This window comes from Allobosea sp. P2_B12, assembly GCF_056404835.1.
Map to the genome: position 1 here is coordinate 69,270 of NZ_JBFUDG010000008.1, position 17,694 is coordinate 86,963.

Below are 17,694 nucleotides of genomic sequence, written 5' to 3' on the forward strand. Positions count from 1 at the left end.
GTCAGCCGCCGGCCTTCGGTTGCTCCAGCGCCGCCATGATGAAGGCGATCATCTCCTCGGCGGACGGGCCAGGAATGCGCTCGCATTGTTCCATCAGCAGCGGATGCTGGAAGCGCAACATCGCCGTGCGGATGCATTGCGTGGCCTCGATCGGATCAATGGCGCGGAACTCGCCATTGGCGACGCCCTCGGCGACGACACCGCCGAGCAGCGCGTCGAAACGCTCGATATGTCCGAGAATGGCGTCCCAGCTTTCCTCCATCGCCGCGCAGACCATCTCCTGCATGCGGTGCTGATCGGCAAAGCGCGCTTGGTTGATCCGGTGCGCGGTGAGCAGCATGTCGCGCAGGCGGCTCCCGGCGGAACGCGGCTCCGCCATGATCAGCGACAGGGATTCCTCGAGTTCGCCCTTGAACCGCGCCAGCACCGCCTCGTTGATCGACTTTTTTGAATCGAAGAAGCGATAGACATTGGCCGGGCTCATGCGCAGCGACTTGGCGATGTCGGCGACAGTCGTCTTCTGGTAGCCGATGTCGCGGAAGAAGCGCTCGGCCGTATCGACGATGCTCTGCCTGGTATCGCGCTCGGGAAGACTCACGGCTTTTGCCTGTCGTGTTGTCGCGGCTGTCGGCGGGAATTGATCGTTATGACGAATTTCGTCATTCGTCAACATTTTGGAGAATAACGTCTTTCAATACGATATCCTGCCACATGCGGTCATGCATTGATCTGGATTAAACGGTCGACCGGTGGCGGCGGCGCGGAACCGGAAGCCCGAGCGATCGCAACGCGTCTGGCCGCGGCGGGGTTCCGCCGGCGCAACGCGGATCACCCCCGCGCAGCGCGTGTAGCGGCTAGGTGCAGGATGGCCTCGATATCCAGATGGCGGGCGAGATGGGCCGCAAGCCGGTCCAGCGTCGCCTCGACGTCGCCTTCATAAGACAGCGTCGACGGCAGTCGCGCGCCCGACACCGCGGCCAGGCAGGCTGCTCGGATTGTGTCCGACGAGAAGATGCCGTGCAGATAGCTGCCCGTTACGCGCCCGTCGGGACTGGCCGCTCCCTCGGCTCGGTCGCCGACCCGGAACGGGGCGCGGGCCAAATCGGAGCCTTCCGTCCGTCCGAGATGGATCTCGTAGGCGCGGCCCGTCGATGCGCTGGGCACATGGACGAAATCGACCTCGCGTACCGTCTTGGCGCCCTCCAGCACGGTCTCGACGTCGAGCAGCCCGAGGCCCGGCGCTTCGCCGGCCGGGCCCTCCAGCCCGAGCGGGTCACGCACCACCCGGCCGAGCATCTGATAGCCGCCGCAAAGGCCGAGGATATGCCCGCCGCGTCGGCGATGGGCCAGAATGTCGATGTCCCAGCCTTCCGCACGCAGGGCCGCGAGGTCGCGGAGCGTCGTCTTCGAGCCCGGCAGGATGACGAGTTCGGCATCGCCCGGCATCGCCTCTCCGCGCGGGACCATGACGAGGTCGATCGCCGGTTCGAGCTTCAGCGGATCGAGATCGTCGAAATTTGCGATGCCGGGCAGAATCGGGACAGCGATCTTCAGCCGCGCTCCGGGCTTGGCGGCGATTGGGCGCAGATCGAGCCCGTCCTCGGCCGGAAGTCGCGCGGCGTCGGCAAACCAGGGCACGACACCGAGGCAGGGCCAGCCGGTCGCCTGTCGGATGGTCTCGACGCCGTCGGCAAACAGCGCGACCTCGCCCCGGAAGCGGTTGACCGCGAAGGCCCGGATCATGCTGCGGTCGGCTTCGTCGAGCACGGCATGGGTGCCGACGAGGCTGGCGATGACGCCGCCGCGGTCGATGTCACCGACGAGGACCGCAGGCACGTCGGCCGCGCGGGCGAAGCCGAGATTGGCGATGTCGCGCGCGCGCAGATTGGTCTCGGCCGGCGAACCGGCGCCCTCGACGATGACGAGATCGGCGTCAGTGCAGAGCCGCTCGAAACTCTCCAGGACCTTGGGCAGGAAATCGCCGCGCCGGGCGAAATCGCCCGAGGCGAGATGCCCGGCGACCCGGCCCTGCAGGATGATCTGGCTGCCGGCCTCGCCTTCGGGCTTCAGCAGTACCGGGTTCATGTCGACATGCGGCGCGACCCGGGCAGCACGGGCCTGCAGCGCTTGCGCCCGGCCGATCTCGCCGGCTGCTGTGGCGGCGGCGTTGTTCGACATGTTCTGGGGCTTGAACGGCCGGACCTTAAGCCCGCGATCCGCAAAGAGCCGGCACAGGCCCGCGACGATCAGCGACTTTCCGACATTGGAGCCGGTGCCGAGGATCATGATAGCGGGTGTGCGAGGCTGGACCATGCGCCTGCTTATGCGCCAAGCCTACCACGAGCAACCGATCTGCCCGGAGCAACCGGCCAGCGCGTCGATCCGGCGATGAAGGGGAGGGTCACCGGTTCACGCCAAATCCCGCTACGCCAAAGGGGCGAAGTCGCAACGGGTGCTCGCCGTGAACCGGCTTTGACGAATAGATACTGACCGCTGATGAATGTCAATAATCATCAGTTCGTATTTCTTGGGCTGCCCGCCTGCGCTCGAAGCCACCCCATGCAGCGTGCGTCCAGCATGACGCCATGCTACACGCGCGGCCAGTTTTTCTTTGCCGCAGGCGACGAACCGCGATGAATCCGATCTTCTCAGCCCTTCCGACCAGTGTCTTCGAGGTCATGTCGCAACTGGCGCGCGAGACCGGCGCGGTCAATCTCGGGCAGGGCTTTCCCGATGATGCGGGCCCGCTCGACGTCCGTCAGAAAGCCGCCGAGGCGGTTGTGAATGGCTGGAACCAGTATCCGCCGATGATGGGCCTGCCCGAACTGCGCCAGGCGACGGCGGCGCATTACAAGCGCTGGCAGGGGCTCGATCTCGATCCCGACGCTGAGATCATGGTGACGTCGGGTGCGACCGAGGCGATCGCCGGTGCGCTGATGGCGCTGATTTCGCCCGGCGACGAGGTCGTGCTGTTCGAGCCGATGTACGATGCCTATGTCCCGCTCGTGCGCCGCGCCGGCGGCATCCCGAAATTCGTGACGCTGACGCCGCCGCATTTCGGGCTGAGCGAGGAGGCCCTGGCGAAGGCCTTCTCGCCCCGGACGAAGGCGGTGCTGTTCAACAATCCGCTGAACCCGACCGCGACGATCTTCAGCCCGGCCGATCTCGACCTGCTGGCCGCCTTCTGCATCCGCCATGATGCGGTGGCGATCTGCGACGAGGTCTGGGAGCATGTCGTATTCGACGGTCACCGTCATGTCTCGATGCTGGGCCGGCCCGGCATGCGCGAGCGCACCGTCAAGATTTCGTCAGCCGGCAAGATCTTCTCGCTGACGGGCTGGAAGGTCGGGCTGGTGATGGCGGCGCCGGCGCTGATGAAGGTGCTGGCCAAGGCGCATCAGTACATCACCTTCACCACGCCGCCGAACCTGCAGGCCGCCGTCGCTTATGGGTTGGGTAAGGACGACAGCTATTTCGAGGGGATGCGAACCGATTTCCAGCGCTCGCGTGACCGTTTCGCCGAGGGCCTTACCGAGCTCGGCTTCAGCGTGCTGCCCAGCGTCGGGACCTATTTCCTTAATGTCGACATCGCTCCACTGGGGAAGAGCGACGATGTCGATTTCTGCAAGAGGCTCGTCATGGAGAACGGCGTCGCCGCGATCCCGGTCAGCGCCTTCTATGCGCAAGGTGCGGTCAGGACAGTGGTGCGCTTCTGCTTCGCCAAGCGCGACGCGACGCTGGATGCGGCGCTGGAACGGCTGGCCGCCTGGCGAAAGACCAGTTCGGCGGCTTGATCCGGTCGGCTGGATTCAGGTCTTGTGCACCGTACCGGCCTTGCCCAGCGCCTCAGCCATGCCGCCGGCGATGACGAGCTTCTTCTGCAGCGCGGTGGCGTCGGCCGTGTGGCCGGCGCCGCGCATCGCCTCGACGGCGACGGCGATCTGCATGAGGGCCCGCTGCGCCAGTTCCCGATCCTGGAGGCGCGCAGCGAGCTTCATCGAGACCAACCCCTGATTGACCGAGCTCGTCGCCCAGAGTTGCGGGCTCGTTTCGCGGCGACGCTCTTCAAGCGCGAAGCCGAAGGCGGCGATCGCCTCCTCCAGCACCACGGGCTCGCTGTAGCGCTCGCCCATGGCCGCAAGCACGCCGCCCATATGATCCTGCAGCTCGGCCCAGCGCAGCGGCTCCTGGGCGCGGTCGACCGCTTGGGCGACCCGATTGAAGCCGTTGAAGGCGCGCTCGAGCAAGGCGAGGTCTTTTTGGTGCCGACCGAGCGCGGCGCGGGCGCGCGCCGTGAGTTGCTCGGCCACGAGCCAGCGCGCCTCGTCGCTTTTGCGGTCCCAGACGGCCAGCGCGGTGCCAAGCGCCGTGATCGCCTCCTCCAGCAGGGCTTCGTCCTCGCGTGATTCGCCGAGCGAAACGGCGATTTGGGCGAACCGAACCTTCAGCGAGCGCCAGAGCGCCGGGGCCTGTTCGCGTCTGAGATCCTCCAGCGCGGTGAGATAGCAGGATGAGGCCTCGTCGAGCAGCGACCCGTCACCAATCAGGGCAGAGAGCGAGGCGAGAGCAATGCCCAGCCGCTCCTGCACGGAGGCCCAGGCAACGGTGTCCTCGAAATTGTCGAGCCCGGCCAGAAGCACCCGGTAATGCGCGATCGCGCCGTCGAAACCGGACCGGTCGCCGAATTCCTCGCCCAGCCGCGTCAGCGCGTCGCCCTGGAGCAAGGCCAGTTCGAAACTACGCGCGCGGTCGGCCAGACCGACGATCGCGGAGGCTTCGGCGTAGCGCTTTGCGGCCTCGCGGCAGGATTGCGGCGCCAGATCGAGCTGGCTCACGGCGCCACGGTCGGCGCGAGTCTCGCCGGTCGCGATGCGGCGTTCCGGCGGAAGGTCCGAGAGATTGGTCAGTTCGCCGAGAATCTGCAGTTCGGCCTGGGCGAGCGCCTTGTCGACCTCGGCGAAGTTGCCGATTTCAAGGGCAGCGGCGGCTCGCGACCGCCAAGCCGCAAGCGTGGCGTCCGGCACGGGGGCCGCAAGGCTGTTGCGCAGGGCCGCGGCATCCGCCGCGCGACGCGCCAGCAGCCGCTCCAGCGCGGCCAGATCGGTTGCGGCCGCGGCTTTGACCTGCGGCGCGACCATGGCGAGCAGGATCGGCGGCGGCACGGCATGCCGCTGCGCGATGAGCGCGATGAGCGCCGCCAAATCGTCCGGCTTCGTCACAATAATACCGTTCCTCAGGCCCCCGCCGAGTTCGTCCAATCGTGTCAGCCGGCCAATATCGCTTGGCCGGCTGACAAATAGCAGTGGGTCCGCGAACGTCACCCACAGCGCATATCTTACTTGGCCGCTACTACTTCGCGGCGATGACCGCGATCTCGACGGTGAACTGCGGCGCGGCAAGCTTGGCCTCGACCGTGGCGCGGCCCGGGGTCTGGCCGGCGACGACCCACTTGTCCCAGACAGCGTTCATCTCGGCGAAGGTCGAGATGTCCGACAGCCAGATGTTGACCATCAGCAGCTTGCTCTTGTCGGTGCCGGCCTCGGCCAGCAGGCCGTCGATAATGCCGAGGATGTCGGCGGTCTGCTCGCCCACGCTCTTGCCGGCGGCCTCGCCCGCAACTTGGCCAGCCAGATAGACGGTGTCGCCATGGACGACGGCCTTGGCCATACGCGGGCCGGCGGCGATGCGCTGAATGCTCATGATCAAATCTCCTGGAAAAGGGCGCTTGCTGGTAGCCCGTGCCGAAGGCTTTCGCAAACCCAAAACCCGGCCTTCAGGCGATGGCGCTCCAGCCGGCCCAGAGCGCGGCATAGCGGGCCGCCTTGCCGATCAGGACCAGCAGCACGAAACGCCCCAGCGGATAGTTCAGCGTGCCGGCAATGAGCGTCAGCGGATCGCCGCCGATCGGCAGCCAGGCGAACAGCAGCGAGGGCCAGCCGAAGCGGGCAAACCAGCCCTGCGCCTGCATAAGCCGTGCGGGATCGGGCCGCAGCCGCCTTGGCAGCTTCTCGACGCCATGCCGTGTGATCAGCCGGCCAAGCCACCAGTTCACGACCGAACCCGCCGTATTGGCGAGACTGGCGACCAGGAACAGCGACAGCGGATCGACCGTGCGCGCCGCCAGCAGGCCAAGGAAGACGGCCTCCGACTGCGCCGGCAGAAGCGTCGCCGCGACGAAGGCCGCGCCCGCCATCCCGGCCAGCGACCAGAACGCCTCCATCAGAGCCGGCGCAGCGCGACCTGCTGGATGCGGTGGCTGGCCCCCTTGGTCAGGATCAGGCTGGCGCGCTGGCGGGTCGGCAGGATGTTTTCCTGCAGGTTCGGCAGGTTGATCCCGGTCCAGAGGCTCTCGGCGATCGAGAACGCCTCGTCCTCACCGATCTCGGCGTATTTGCGGAAGAAGGAGCGCGGATCGCGGAAAGCCGTCTGGCGCAGCGTCATGAAGCGATTGACGTACCAGCGGTGCAGATCGTTCTCGTCGGCATCGAGATAAACCGAGAAATCGAAATAATCTGAGACGAAGGGGATGACCGTGCCGTCCTTGGGCATCCGGCTCGGCTGGAGCACATTCAGCCCCTCCAGGATCAGGATATCGGGCCGTTCGACCGTGACGGTCTCGCCCGGCACCACGTCGTAGACGAGGTGCGAATAGACCGGCGCCGCGACCTGGGGCTTGCCGGCCTTGACGTCGGAGAGGAAGCGCAGGATCGCCGCGCCGTCATAGCTCTCGGGGAAGCCCTTGCGCTGCATCAGGCCGCGCCGGTCGAGCTCGGCATTGGGCAGGAGGAAGCCGTCGGTGGTGACGAGCTCGACCTTGGGCGTGTTCGGCCAGCGCGACAACAGCGCCTTGAGCACGCGCGCCGTGGTCGACTTGCCAACCGCGACCGAGCCGGCGACGCCGATGATATAGGGAACCTTGACCTCGGCCTCGGCCAGCAGGAAGCGCTGCGTCGCCTTGAACAACCCTTGCGTCGCCGCGACATACAGCGAGAGCAGGCGCGACAGCGGCAGATAGATCGCGACGATTTCGTCGAGCGAGATCGGATCGTTGATCGATTGCAGCTTGGTCAGGTCGTCGACCGACAGCGTCAATGGCGTGTCGGCGCGCAGATGCGCCCACTCGTCGCGCGAGAAGGTGCGATAGGGCGAGCCGAGATCGGGATCATGCGGGGCGGGAATCACGCGCTGGTCCATGATGCGACCCGCATTCCAGGCTTCGAGGTTCAACGCGGGACTAGCCTCGATCTCAAAGGGGCCGTGCGGCTTTCTCCGCCAGACCGGAGCGCACAGTGCGGGCCTCAAGCTGGCTCAAGACGTCCTGCAATGCAACATCGCGGGCCCTGAGTACAACCAAGAGATGATAGAGCACGTCCGCGCTCTCCGCGATCAGTTCCGCGCGATCACCCTTCACGGCGGCGATGACGGCCTCGACAGCCTCCTCGCCGAACTTCTTGGCGGCACGCTCCGGCCCGGCGGCGAGCAGCTTCGCCGTCCAGGATTCATCGGGCGAAGCGGCAGCGCGCTCGGCGATGCGGGCTTCGAGATCGGTGAGGGTGAAGGCGGTCATTGCGTCAGTCCAGTCGCATCGCCAGCCCGGCCGCCGCCATATGCACCTTGGCCTGGCCGATGGTGTAGGTGCCGAAATGGAAGATCGAAGCGGCGAGCACGGCCGAGGCATGGCCTTCGCGGACGCCGTTGACGAGATCGTCGAGATCGCCGACGCCGCCCGAGGCGATCACCGGAACCGTGACGGCGTCAGCGATGGCGCGGGTGAGGCCGAGATCATAGCCGACCTTGGTGCCGTCACGATCCATCGAGGTCACCAGCAATTCGCCGGCGCCGAGCGAGACGACCTCGCGGGCAAAGGCCACGGCCTCGAGCCCGGTCGGGTTGCGCCCGCCATGGGTGAAGATTTCCCAGCGGCCCGGCATGACCTGCTTGGCGTCGATGGCGACGGTGATGCACTGGGCGCCGAACTTCTCGGCTGCCTCCCTGACGAACTGCCGGTTGGTGACGGCGGCCGTGTTGATCGAGACCTTGTCGGCTCCCGCCAGCAAGAGCCCTCTGATATCCTCGACCTTGCGCACGCCGCCGCCGACGGTCAGCGGCATGAAGCAGGCCTCGGCCGTGCGGGTCACGACATCGAACAGGATCCCGCGATCCTCATGGCTTGCGGTGATATCGAGGAAGCAGAGCTCGTCGGCGCCGGCCGCGTCATAGGCCTTGGCGGCCTCGACGGGGTCGCCCGCATCGACGAGGTCGAGGAACTTCACGCCCTTGACGACGCGGCCGTCCTTGACGTCGAGGCAGGGGATGATGCGGATCTTCAAGGTCATGAGACGATATCGTTCAAGGCTTGCGAGGCAAGAAGGCTTGGCTCCTCTTAGAGCATTGCCGGCCAAAGCGGAATGAGGCGGCAGCGCGACATGGCAGAAGACGCGGAAAGCGTTGCCGGGAGGCGCGTTCCTTGCTTTGCTGCGGCCAGGTCGTCCCGAACCTGACGTCATCCCAACCGCATGAGGCCGCCATGTCGATCCTGCCCCGTTTCCGCGCTACGAAGCGGACGCTGCTGCGCGCCGGCGCGACCGTCCTGATCGCTGGCCTGTCCCATCTGGCGCAGGCGCAGGCCCCGGTCAGCCAGCTCGACGCGATCCAGAGCCGCGGCGCCCTGCAGATCTGCACGACCGGCGACTACAAGCCGTTCACGCTCGCCAAGGACGGCAGCTTCGAGGGCATCGACATCGAGCTGGCGAAGTCGCTCGCCAAGGCGCTCGGTGTCGAGGCCAAGTTCGTGCAGACCAAATGGTCGGATCTGCTGACCGATATGGGTTCCGCCAAGTGTGACGTCGCGATGGGCGGCATTTCGGTGACGCTCGACCGTCAGAAGAAGGTGTTCTTCTCCTCGCCCTATCTGATCAACGGCAAGGCCCCGATCGTGCGCTGCGCCGACAAGGCGAAGTTCCAGACGATCGCCGACATCGACAAGCCGGAGACCCGCGTCGTGGTCAACCCGGGCGGCACCAATGAGCGCTTCGTGCGGGCCAACTTCAAGAAAGCCGATATCCGCGTCTATCCCGACAACGTCACGATCTTCGACGAGATCCTCGCCGGCAAGGCCGACATCATGATTGCCGAGTCGATCGAGGTGAAGGTTCAGGAGAAGGCCAAGCCGGGCTTGTGCGCGGTCAACCCCGACGAGCCTCTGCAATACGGCGAGATGGGCTACATGCTGCCGCGCGGCGATGCCACCTTCAAGGCCTTCGTCGACCAGTGGCTGCACCTCGCCAAGGCGACCGGCGAGTTCGCCGGAATCTACAACCAGTTCGTCAAGTAAGGCGGTCGTGATCTGAGGCTCCGCCCGGAGCCTCAGTAGCCTGCGCCGCGCCTGATCAGGTCGATCCCGACGATGGTCAGGATGGCCTTGATCGCCGCCAGGAACCAGCGTTCCGGCAGGCTCTCCAGCAGCTTCGTTCCGGCCATGGTGCCGGCGAAGCTGGAGACGATCATCGCCGCGATCAATGGCAGCCAGTCGGCGAAGGCAAAGCCGAGCGCCCCGAAGGCGAAGACCTTGAGCAGGTGCTGGATCGTCGTGCAGGCGGCATGGGTCGCGATCAGCTGGCGCTTCTCCAGCCCGAGCGGCAGCAGCAGCGCCTGAACGAAGGGGCCGGTCGCGCCGACGAACATGGTGATGATGGTGGAGAGGCCGCCGCCGACGACGAGGCCGCTCGATGCCAGGCCGGGAATGCGCGGCTTCGGCAGCCAGGTCATCGCCAGGATGAAGATTCCGAGCAGGCCGAGCAGGATGCGCTCCGGCAGCTCGACCACCAGCCAGGCGCCGATCAGCACGCCGACCACCGAACCGATGGTGAAGCGCCCGACCAGCGGCCAGACGGCATGGGCCCGCTGCACGAAGGTGCGCCCGACATTGGAGCCGACCTGCACCAACCCGTGCACGGCGATGATTACCGACGGCGGCACGGTTCCGGCGAGCGCGCCCAGCATTGCCATTCCGCCACCGATGCCGAAGGCCGCGGTGAAGGCCGAGGTCATGAAGCTGACCGCGATCAGCAGCAGCGCGATGGCGGGCGCGACGCCGGCCGGCAGGAGCGTATCGAGCATGTCGGAAGCCGGGCTGGCTGGGGAGAATGGTTCTCTCCTGCTACACCGCGCGAGGACGGCGGCAAAGTCCGGCAGCGCGGGACATGGTCGCAGTGCCGGCACGCCGGAAACCACATTTCGCCTTTGCGCTTTACAACGATCGGGCCGGGGCGTTCTCTGGCTGGAATGGCGGGGGCCTAGAGTACGACAACGCCACATCGTTCAACAGTTGCGTCCTTCGGAGTGGTGTGATGCGTCGCGTCTTCGGCCTGCTGGCCGCCCTTATCCTGTCCCTTGCCGGTTCTCTCGCCGTGCCGGCCTCCGCGCAGGCCGGCGTCGATGTCCGGGTCGATATCGCCGCCCAGCGCATTCAGGTCACCACGACCGATGGCGAGGCCTATAACTGGGCGATCTCGTCGGGCCGCAAGGGCTTCCGTTCGCCCAATGGCGTCTATCGCCCGACCCGGCTGGAGAAGAACTGGTATTCGCGCAAATATGGTGGCGCGATGCCCAACGCCGTCTTCTTCCGCGGCGGCTATGCCATCCATGGCACGACCGCGGTCGGCGCGCTCGGCCGCCCGGCTTCGCATGGCTGCATCCGCCTGCACCCGACCAATGCCGCCAAGCTCTTCGCATTGGTCAAGAAGCACGGCGCCGGCCAGACGAAGATTGCGCTGAACGGCGCGGCCAATGACGGCCTGTCCCAATTCGCCAAGGCTTCCGGCGGTACCAAGACCAAGCTCGCCAAGGCCAAGGCGAAGGAGCGCGCGGCCATCGCCCAGCAGCGCAAGGCGCCGAACTGGGATGCGGCCCGCGAGCAGATCCTGTTGCGCCCTGCTCTGCCGACCGGCGCCTTCGGTTACCAGCCCTATATGAGCAGCGGTCCGCAGTGGCGATAGGCGCCTAAATCGTCTCCGGCGCGATCCGCAGCCAGCCGTCCAGCGTCTCGCCGGGCGCAAGCCGCATGAGTGGCGCGGCCTCACGTGCCGCCAGTTCGCTGGGTGATCCGATGGCGTGGCTCTGCGGTTCCACACAGAGGAACTCCGCGCCCGCCGGCGCCCAGACCACCGGGCAGCGCAGGCTCTCGCTTGCCGTCAGCATGATCGCGAGTCCGGTCGAGGGCGTCTCGATCCGCGCCGTCCCGTCCCAGCCGAGGAAGCTCCAGGCGGTCTCGCGGCCGGTGGCAAAGACCGGTCGCTCCGCATAGGGACCGCCTCCGGCAAGCGCCTCGGAGCCGGTCGCGCGGAAGGCCTCGCCGAAGATCAGCGCGCCGCTGGCGGTCATACCGAGCCGCGTATCCGCCGCACAGGGAAACCAGGGATGATGGCCTATTCCATAGGGTAGGGCCTGGTCTGCCTCGTTGGTGATCGACAGCGCGATGGTCATACCGGCCTGGTCGAGGCTGATCTCCTGCCTGACCCGGTAGCGATAGGGGTCCGGACCCTCGTTGCGGCGGTGTTCCAGCACGGTATGACCGTCGGTATGGCCAAGTATGGCCCAGGCGGACTGCCAGCCGAAGCCGTGGATATTGCCGCCGCCGCGCGGATTGTTGTCGGGCACGATGAAGCGCTGGACGCCGTCATCGACGACGCCGTCGAAGGCGCGGTTGGCGAAGGGCGCCATCACCCAGCTTCCCATCATGTTCGGCGCGGCTGTCGAGGGCACGGCGCCGTCGGGCGCATGCAGCAGCTTGTGCAGGCGTCCATCCGGGGAGCGCCAGTCGAGCCCGGCGATGATGCCGCCCGCTTCCGGATAGATGCGGGCGCTCAGGTTTCCGGCTTTCAGTTCAAGCATGCGGCGTTCCTGCCTTATGTGATGAGCGGGCGCAGCATCGCCTGAAGTCCGCGCATGCGTGGCAGGACATGCTCCGCCATCTCCCTGGCCGAACTGCGCTGCACCTGGCCGGAAATGTTGAATGCGGCGATGACCTCGCCGCGCGCATTGAACAGCGGCATCGCCAGCGAGATCAGGCCTAGTTCGAGCTCCTGATCGACGATGCAATGGCCCTGTTCGCGCACGGTCGCCAGGATATCCGCCAGTTGCGCCGGGTCCGTGACCGTATGCGGCGTCAGCGCGCGCGGCCTGCCGGCGAGGATGCGGGCCTGCGCATCGGCGGGGTCGCGAAAGGCCAGCAGCACGCGGCCCATCGAGGTGCAGAAGGCCGGCAGCCGCGTCCCGACGGAGAGACCGACCGACATGATCCGGCGTTGCGCCGAGCGTGCGATATAGACGATCTCGTGCCCGTCGAGCAGCGAGGCCGAGGAGGATTCATGTGTCTCCTCAGAGAGCCGCTCGAGGAAAGGCTGCACCAGCTGCGGCAGCGCGGTCGAGGCGAGCCAGGCATGGCCGAGCCGCAGGACGCGCGGCGTCAGCCGGAAGAACTTGCCATCGAATTCGGCATAGCCGAGGCGCGCCAGCGTCAGCAGACAGCGGCGCGCGGCGGCGCGGGAGAGCTCGGTCGCGCGGGCGACATCGGCGATGGTCAGCTTGTCATGGGCGGCGTCGAAGCATTCGATCACCGCCAGCCCCTTCTCGAGGGCCGCCATGTGGTCGCGGTCGGGCGCTTCCCCTGCCATCCTTGACCGGCTGCTCCCCGCGGCATAAAGTTCGATTATCAGAACGTTGTGCGATAAACGCACATATCGAGGAGATGTCAAGGTGGCTGAATTCGTCTCCCTCGCTCAGGGAATCGAGGCGGTCGTGAGCGATGGCTGCTCTGTCGCCATGGAAGGCTTCACCCATCTGATTCCCCATGCGGCGGGCCATGAGACGATCCGGCAGGGCAAGCGCCGCCTGACCTTGATCCGGATGACGCCGGATTTGATCTACGACCAGCTAATCGGCACCGGCTGCGCCGAAAAGCTGGTCTTCTCCTGGGGTGGCAACCCCGGCGTCGGCTCGCTGCATCGCTTTCGCGACGCGGTCGAGAATGGCTGGCCGCACAGGCTGGAGATCGAGGAACACAGCCACGCCGCCATGGCCAATGCCTATGAGGCCGGCGCGGCGAACCTGCCCTTCGCGGTTTTCCGCGGCTACAAGGGCGTCGACCTACCCAGCGTCAATCCGCAGATCCGCTCCGTCACCTGCCCCTATACCGGCGAGGTTCTGGCGACCGTCCCCGCGATCCGTCCCGATGCCGCCATTATCCACGCGCTCAAGGCCGATCGCGAAGGCAATGTCCTGCTCGAGGGCATCGTCGGCGTGCAGAAGGAGGCGGTCCTGTCCGCGAAGCGCTCGCTCGTTACGGTCGAGGAGATCGTCGACGATTTCGGGCCGCGCAACGCCAATGCCGTGATCCTGCCGTCATGGGCCGTCACGGCCATCGCCCATGTGCCGGGCGGCGCCTATCCGTCATACGCGCATGGCTATTACAAGCGCGCCAACGACTTCTACATCGCCTGGGACAAGATCGCCCGCGAGCGCGACACGTTCCTGGCCTGGATCAAGGACAACGTGCTCGACAAGGGGCCCGATGCCTTCGCGCGGCATGCGCTCGCAATGAGGGAGGCGGCGTAATGAGCGCAACGCCGACCGAAATGATGACCATCGCGGCGGCCCGGCTGCTTGCGAATACCGATGTCTGCTTCGTCGGCATCGGCGCGCCCTCGGCCGCCTGCAACCTCGCCCGGCTGACCCATGCCCCGAAGATCACACTGATCTACGAATCCGGCACGCTCTCGACGCGGCCGACCGTGCTGCCGCTCTCGATCGGCGACGGCGAACTTTGCGACACGGCGCTGACCACGGTCGCCGTGCCCGAGATGTTCCGCTACTGGCTGCAGGGGGGGCGCATCACCATCGGCTTCCTCGGCGGCGCCCAGATCGACCGTTTCGCCAATCTCAACACGACGGTCGTCGGTCCCTATGACGCCCCGAAGGTGCGCTTGCCCGGTGGCGGCGGCGCGCCCGAGATCGCCAGCAATTGCGGGCAAATCTTTATCACCATGGCGATGGGCACCCGCGCCTTCGTCGAGAAGCTGCCCTTCATCACCTCCTTCGGCCACGGCAAGGGCAAGGGCGACCGCGCCGCGCTCGGCCTCAAGACCAAGGGGCCGACCAAGATCATGACCGATCTCTGCGTGCTGGAGCCCGATCCCGAGACGGCTGAACTGACCGTCGTCTCGCTGCATCCCGGCGTATCGCGCGAGCAGGTCCAGGCGGGTTGTGCCTGGCCGCTGCGCTTCGCGGCCGAGGTGACGGAGACGCCCGCGGCGACGGCAGAGGAACTCTCCGTGTTGCGCGACCTCCATGCCCGCACGCGGCAAGCGCATGGAGTGGCGGCATGAGCCTGATCTATCCCCGCGACAGCCTGAAGGCGCACCCGCTCAATGCCTCGCCCGCCTATGGTTCGACGCAGAAACGCGCGCCGTCGAAGCCGCTGATCCTGCTGCCGCATACGCTGTCGGAGACGACCGGGCCGGTTTTCGGCCATGTCGGCGTCGCCGCCGGTGATTCCGACCTGACCCGCCAGCATGACGGCGAGCCGCTGGGCGAGCGCATCATCGTGTCCGGCCGCGTCCTCGACGAGGATGGCCGGCCGGTGCCGCACACGCTGGTCGAAATCTGGCAGGCCAATGCCGGCGGCCGCTATGTCCATGTCCGCGACCAGCATCCGGCCCCGCTCGATCCGAACTTCACCGGCGCAGGCCGGGCGCTGACCGATGCCGAGGGGCGCTATCGCTTCGTCACGATCAAGCCCGGTGCCTATCCCTGGCGCAACCACCACAATGCCTGGCGGCCGGCCCATATCCATTTCTCGCTGTTCGGCCCGAGCTTCCTATCGCGCGTGATCACGCAGATGTATTTCCCGGGCGATCCGCTGTTCAAATACGACCCAATCTTCCAGTCGGTCACGGATGAGAACGCCCGCGAGCGTCTGGTCTCACGCTTCGATCTCGGCACGACCGAGCCCGAATGGGCATTGGGCTACCAGTTCGACATCGTCCTGCGCGGCCGCAATGCGACGCCGCTGGAAGAGCCTCATGATCACTGAGACGCAAGCACCGCAGGTGACCGGGCCGGATTTCGGCATCACGCCGTCCCAGACCATCGGCCCCTTCTTCGCCTATGCTCTGACCCCACGCGCCTATGGCGGACCGGAGCTCGCCACCGAACAGGTCGCAGGCGACGGCGTCGAAGGCGAGCGCATCCGCATCGAAGGCCATGTCTATGACGGCGACGGCGTGGCGGTCAGCGATGCCATGATCGAGATCTGGCAGGCCGACGCCCAGGGCCGCTTCAACACCTCCGGCAATGCCGGCTTTTCAGGCTTCGGTCGCGCCGAGGCAACGGCCGAGGGTGCATTTTACTTCGAGACGATCCGGCCAGGCGCATTGCCGGGCCCCGGCGGCGGCTTGCAGGCGCCGCATCTCTCGGTCTCCGTCTTTGCCCGCGGGCTTCTGGTCCAGCTGGCGACGCGGATCTATTTCGAGGGAGATCCCGGCAATGCCGACGATCCGGTGCTGGCGCTGGTCCCGGCCGAGCGGCGCGACACGCTGATCGCAAAGCGCGATGGGGCAGGCATCTTCCGCTTCGTCATTCGTCTGCAGGGCGAAGGCGAGACAGTGTTCTTCGCGGCGTGAAAAGCGCCGGTCATCCTGGACAACCGAAGGTCGATCCGGGACCGCAGGACGAGAATGCTCTATCCTGATGGTGATCCCGAATTGCCGCTGCGCGGCCTCCGGGATGACGTGTCATTTTTGCCGGAGCCCAGCCCATGCCCAAACCCCTGATCGCTCTCGACTGGGGCACGACGCGCGCCCGCGCCTTTCTGATCTCGGAAACGGGCGAGGTGCTGGAGCGCCGCAGCGCCGATCAGGGCATCCAGTCGGTTCCGGCCGGCGGCTTTCCGGCAGCTTTCGAGGCGATTGCGGGCGATTTGCGCCGGGTCTCGCCCGATGCGGCCATCGTGCTCGCCGGCATGGTCGGCAGCCGCAATGGCTGGATCGAGGCGCATTACGTCCCATGCCCCGCCTCGCCCGACGAGATTGCATCGGCCGGGATGAAGGTGACGCTGGCCGATGGGTCGCCTGCGACAATCCTGCCCGGCCTGTCCTGCGACGAGGGTGCTTTCGACGTAATGCGCGGCGAGGAGACGCTGATCGTCGGCCTTGGGCTTGCGGATGGAATCGCCTGCCTGCCCGGCACCCATTCGAAATGGGCGCGCATCGAAGGCGCCCGGATCACCCGCTTCGCCAGCTTCATGACGGGCGAAATCTACGGCCTGCTGCGGCAGAATTCGATCCTGTCGCGGCTGGCCGAGGAACCCTCCGCTGATGACGCGGCGCGCGGAACCGCGGACGGCCTGGCGGCCGCCGCCCGTCCAGGCGGCCTGCTCAACACCGCCTTCGCCTCCCGCTCCGAGGTCCTGGCCGGACGTCTGCCGGGCGGCGCGGTCGGGCCCTATCTCTCGGCGCTGCTGGTCGGGCACGAGGTCGCTGGCGCGCAGGCGCTTCTCGGCCGCAGCGACACGGTTCATCTCGTCGCCGACGGCGTTCTGGCGCAGAGCTATGGCGCGGCGCTGGCGGCTGCCGGGATCGCGGCAAAGCTGACGACGCCGGAAGCAGCCTTCGTCGCCGGCGTTCGCCGCCTCGCAGAAAGCGTCTCGCCATGATCGTCGTCTTCGGCTCGCTCAATGTCGATCTGGTCACAGCCGTCGAGCGCCTGCCCGGCGCGGGCGAGACGGTGATCGGCCCGGCCTATGACCTCCACCCCGGCGGCAAGGGTGCCAACCAGGCGCTCGCGGCCCGCCGCGCCGGAGCCGATGTCGTGCTGGTTGGCGCGGTCGGACGGGACGCCTTCGCCGACATCGCGCTGTCACTGCTAGCAGAGGACGGTGTCGATCTGTCCCTCGTCGCCCGCGTCGAGGCGCCCACGGGCGCGGCCTTCATCGCGGTCGATGCAGCAGGCTCCAACCAGATCGTCGTCGCGGCAGGGGCCAATGCGCTCGCCCGCGCCGACGCGCTCGCCAGCCTTTCGCTCGGCGTAGGCGACGTCCTGCTGCTCCAGCGCGAGGTTCCCGAGGCCGAATGCCTGGCGGCGGCGCAACTGGTGAATCGGGCGGGCGGGCGGGTCATCCTGAACCTTGCCCCGGCCGGCCCGCCTGCGGATGAGCTGCTCGGCTGCCTCGATATTCTGATCGTCAACGAGCATGAGGCGCTGGTGCTGGCGCAGTCCCTCGGCTGGCCCGAGCGCGAACCCGATGCGATCGCCAGACGCTGCGACGCGCAGCGCGGCATCGCCTGCATCGTCACGCTCGGAGCCGAAGGCGTGGTCGGCTGGCATGGCGGCGTCTGCCGCAGGCTTGCCGCACCCAGCGTCGCGGTCGTGGACACGGTTGCGGCCGGCGACAGTTTTACCGGCGCCTTCGCTGCGGCGCTCTCGAGCGGATATGGCTTTTCCGGCGCGCTCCAGCGCGGTCTCGCGGCCGGATCGCTTGCCTGCACGGTGGCGGGTGCGCAGCCCAGCGTGCCGCGCCGCGAGGCGATCGAGGCACTGGTCGGGCAGTCGTTTCTTTAGCGCCCGGATCATCGTCATGTCGCGGAATGCGGCAAGCCGGCGTTAAGCCTGTTTCCCGCGGGAGGAGGCCAAGGCAGG

At 67.0% G+C, this 17,694-nt stretch carries 20 protein-coding genes; 9 read left to right on the plus strand and 11 right to left on the minus strand.

What is annotated here, in order from left to right:
- Position 1 precedes the first annotated feature (1 nt).
- Entirely contained in the window at positions 2-598 is a 597-nt protein-coding gene (locus AC1DYU_RS18885) for a TetR/AcrR family transcriptional regulator (RefSeq protein ID WP_476792969.1), read from the minus strand.
- Between the two features lie 230 nt (positions 599-828).
- A complete protein-coding gene (locus AC1DYU_RS18890; RefSeq protein WP_476792970.1) occupies positions 829-2,313 on the minus strand; it encodes a cobyric acid synthase in 1,485 nt (494 codons plus the stop codon).
- A gap of 320 nt (positions 2,314-2,633) precedes the next feature.
- Here AC1DYU_RS18890 and AC1DYU_RS18895 point away from each other — a divergent pair, with 320 nt between their 5' ends.
- Positions 2,634-3,794 (plus strand): aminotransferase, encoded by a 1,161-nt coding sequence (locus tag AC1DYU_RS18895; RefSeq protein ID WP_476792971.1) that lies wholly within the window; start codon positions 2,634-2,636, stop codon positions 3,792-3,794.
- 15 nt (positions 3,795-3,809) lie between these two features.
- Here the strand turns inward: AC1DYU_RS18895 and AC1DYU_RS18900 are convergent, their stop codons facing one another.
- From AC1DYU_RS18900 to hisF, 6 genes are all read right to left on the minus strand, one after another.
- Positions 3,810-5,399 carry a hypothetical protein gene (locus AC1DYU_RS18900; protein WP_476792972.1) on the minus strand — a complete coding sequence of 530 codons (1,590 nt, stop codon included), beginning with the start codon at positions 5,397-5,399 and terminating at the stop codon, positions 3,810-3,812.
- Positions 5,350-5,700 (minus strand): RidA family protein, encoded by a 351-nt coding sequence (locus AC1DYU_RS18905; protein ID WP_158487429.1) that lies wholly within the window; start codon positions 5,698-5,700, stop codon positions 5,350-5,352. Before AC1DYU_RS18905 ends, AC1DYU_RS18900 begins: the two co-directional genes overlap by 50 nt.
- Before the next feature lie 73 nt (positions 5,701-5,773).
- A complete protein-coding gene (locus tag AC1DYU_RS18910; protein ID WP_158487427.1) occupies positions 5,774-6,220 on the minus strand; it encodes a YqaA family protein in 447 nt (148 codons plus the stop codon).
- Entirely contained in the window at positions 6,220-7,194 is a 975-nt protein-coding gene (coaA, locus tag AC1DYU_RS18915) for a type I pantothenate kinase (protein WP_476793071.1), read from the minus strand. Before coaA ends, AC1DYU_RS18910 begins: the two co-directional genes overlap by 1 nt.
- Positions 7,195-7,246: 52 nt before the next feature.
- Entirely contained in the window at positions 7,247-7,567 is a 321-nt protein-coding gene (locus AC1DYU_RS18920) for a phosphoribosyl-ATP diphosphatase (protein ID WP_476792973.1), read from the minus strand.
- A gap of 4 nt (positions 7,568-7,571) precedes the next feature.
- Complete coding sequence (gene hisF / locus AC1DYU_RS18925) at positions 7,572-8,336, minus strand: imidazole glycerol phosphate synthase subunit HisF (protein WP_476792974.1); 765 nt, start codon at positions 8,334-8,336, stop codon at positions 7,572-7,574.
- Positions 8,337-8,527: 191 nt separating this feature from the next.
- Here hisF and AC1DYU_RS18930 point away from each other — a divergent pair, with 191 nt between their 5' ends.
- Positions 8,528-9,334: a transporter substrate-binding domain-containing protein gene (locus AC1DYU_RS18930; RefSeq protein ID WP_158487419.1), complete on the plus strand. Its 807-nt coding sequence runs from the start codon at positions 8,528-8,530 to the stop codon at positions 9,332-9,334.
- Between the two features lie 32 nt (positions 9,335-9,366).
- On the opposite strand, the gene AC1DYU_RS18935 is transcribed toward AC1DYU_RS18930, so the two are convergent.
- Positions 9,367-10,119: a sulfite exporter TauE/SafE family protein gene (locus AC1DYU_RS18935; protein WP_476792975.1), complete on the minus strand. Its 753-nt coding sequence runs from the start codon at positions 10,117-10,119 to the stop codon at positions 9,367-9,369.
- Between the two features lie 230 nt (positions 10,120-10,349).
- On the opposite strand from AC1DYU_RS18935, the gene AC1DYU_RS18940 reads away from it, so the two are divergent.
- On the plus strand, positions 10,350-10,997 hold the full coding sequence (locus tag AC1DYU_RS18940) for a L,D-transpeptidase (RefSeq protein ID WP_476792976.1): 648 nt from the start codon (positions 10,350-10,352) through the stop codon (positions 10,995-10,997).
- A gap of 4 nt (positions 10,998-11,001) precedes the next feature.
- Here the strand turns inward: AC1DYU_RS18940 and AC1DYU_RS18945 are convergent, their stop codons facing one another.
- Together AC1DYU_RS18945 and AC1DYU_RS18950 are read right to left on the minus strand one after the other, a co-directional pair.
- Positions 11,002-11,892: an aldose epimerase family protein gene (locus AC1DYU_RS18945; protein ID WP_476792977.1), complete on the minus strand. Its 891-nt coding sequence runs from the start codon at positions 11,890-11,892 to the stop codon at positions 11,002-11,004.
- A 14-nt stretch (positions 11,893-11,906) separates the two neighbouring features.
- On the minus strand, positions 11,907-12,644 hold the full coding sequence (locus AC1DYU_RS18950; RefSeq protein WP_476792978.1) for an IclR family transcriptional regulator domain-containing protein: 738 nt from the start codon (positions 12,642-12,644) through the stop codon (positions 11,907-11,909).
- Between the two features lie 112 nt (positions 12,645-12,756).
- On the opposite strand from AC1DYU_RS18950, the gene AC1DYU_RS18955 reads away from it, so the two are divergent.
- From AC1DYU_RS18955 to AC1DYU_RS18980, 6 genes are all read left to right on the plus strand, one after another.
- The gene (locus tag AC1DYU_RS18955; RefSeq protein WP_476792979.1) at positions 12,757-13,614 is read left to right on the plus strand and encodes a CoA transferase subunit A; all 858 of its coding nucleotides are present in this window, start codon (positions 12,757-12,759) and stop codon (positions 13,612-13,614) included.
- Positions 13,614-14,384 (plus strand): CoA-transferase subunit beta, encoded by a 771-nt coding sequence (locus AC1DYU_RS18960; RefSeq protein WP_476792980.1) that lies wholly within the window; start codon positions 13,614-13,616, stop codon positions 14,382-14,384. Before AC1DYU_RS18955 ends, AC1DYU_RS18960 begins: the two co-directional genes overlap by 1 nt.
- A complete protein-coding gene (gene pcaH / locus AC1DYU_RS18965) occupies positions 14,381-15,091 on the plus strand; it encodes a protocatechuate 3,4-dioxygenase subunit beta (protein ID WP_158487405.1) in 711 nt (236 codons plus the stop codon). The genes AC1DYU_RS18960 and pcaH overlap by 4 nt, the downstream gene beginning before the upstream one ends.
- Positions 15,081-15,680: a protocatechuate 3,4-dioxygenase subunit alpha gene (pcaG, locus tag AC1DYU_RS18970; RefSeq protein ID WP_158487403.1), complete on the plus strand. Its 600-nt coding sequence runs from the start codon at positions 15,081-15,083 to the stop codon at positions 15,678-15,680. The genes pcaH and pcaG overlap by 11 nt, the downstream gene beginning before the upstream one ends.
- Positions 15,681-15,814: 134 nt before the next feature.
- Positions 15,815-16,711 (plus strand): 2-dehydro-3-deoxygalactonokinase, encoded by an 897-nt coding sequence (locus tag AC1DYU_RS18975; protein ID WP_476792981.1) that lies wholly within the window; start codon positions 15,815-15,817, stop codon positions 16,709-16,711.
- The gene (locus AC1DYU_RS18980; protein ID WP_476792982.1) at positions 16,708-17,616 is read left to right on the plus strand and encodes a ribokinase; all 909 of its coding nucleotides are present in this window, start codon (positions 16,708-16,710) and stop codon (positions 17,614-17,616) included. Before AC1DYU_RS18975 ends, AC1DYU_RS18980 begins: the two co-directional genes overlap by 4 nt.
- The last annotated feature ends 78 nt before the right edge of the window (positions 17,617-17,694 follow it).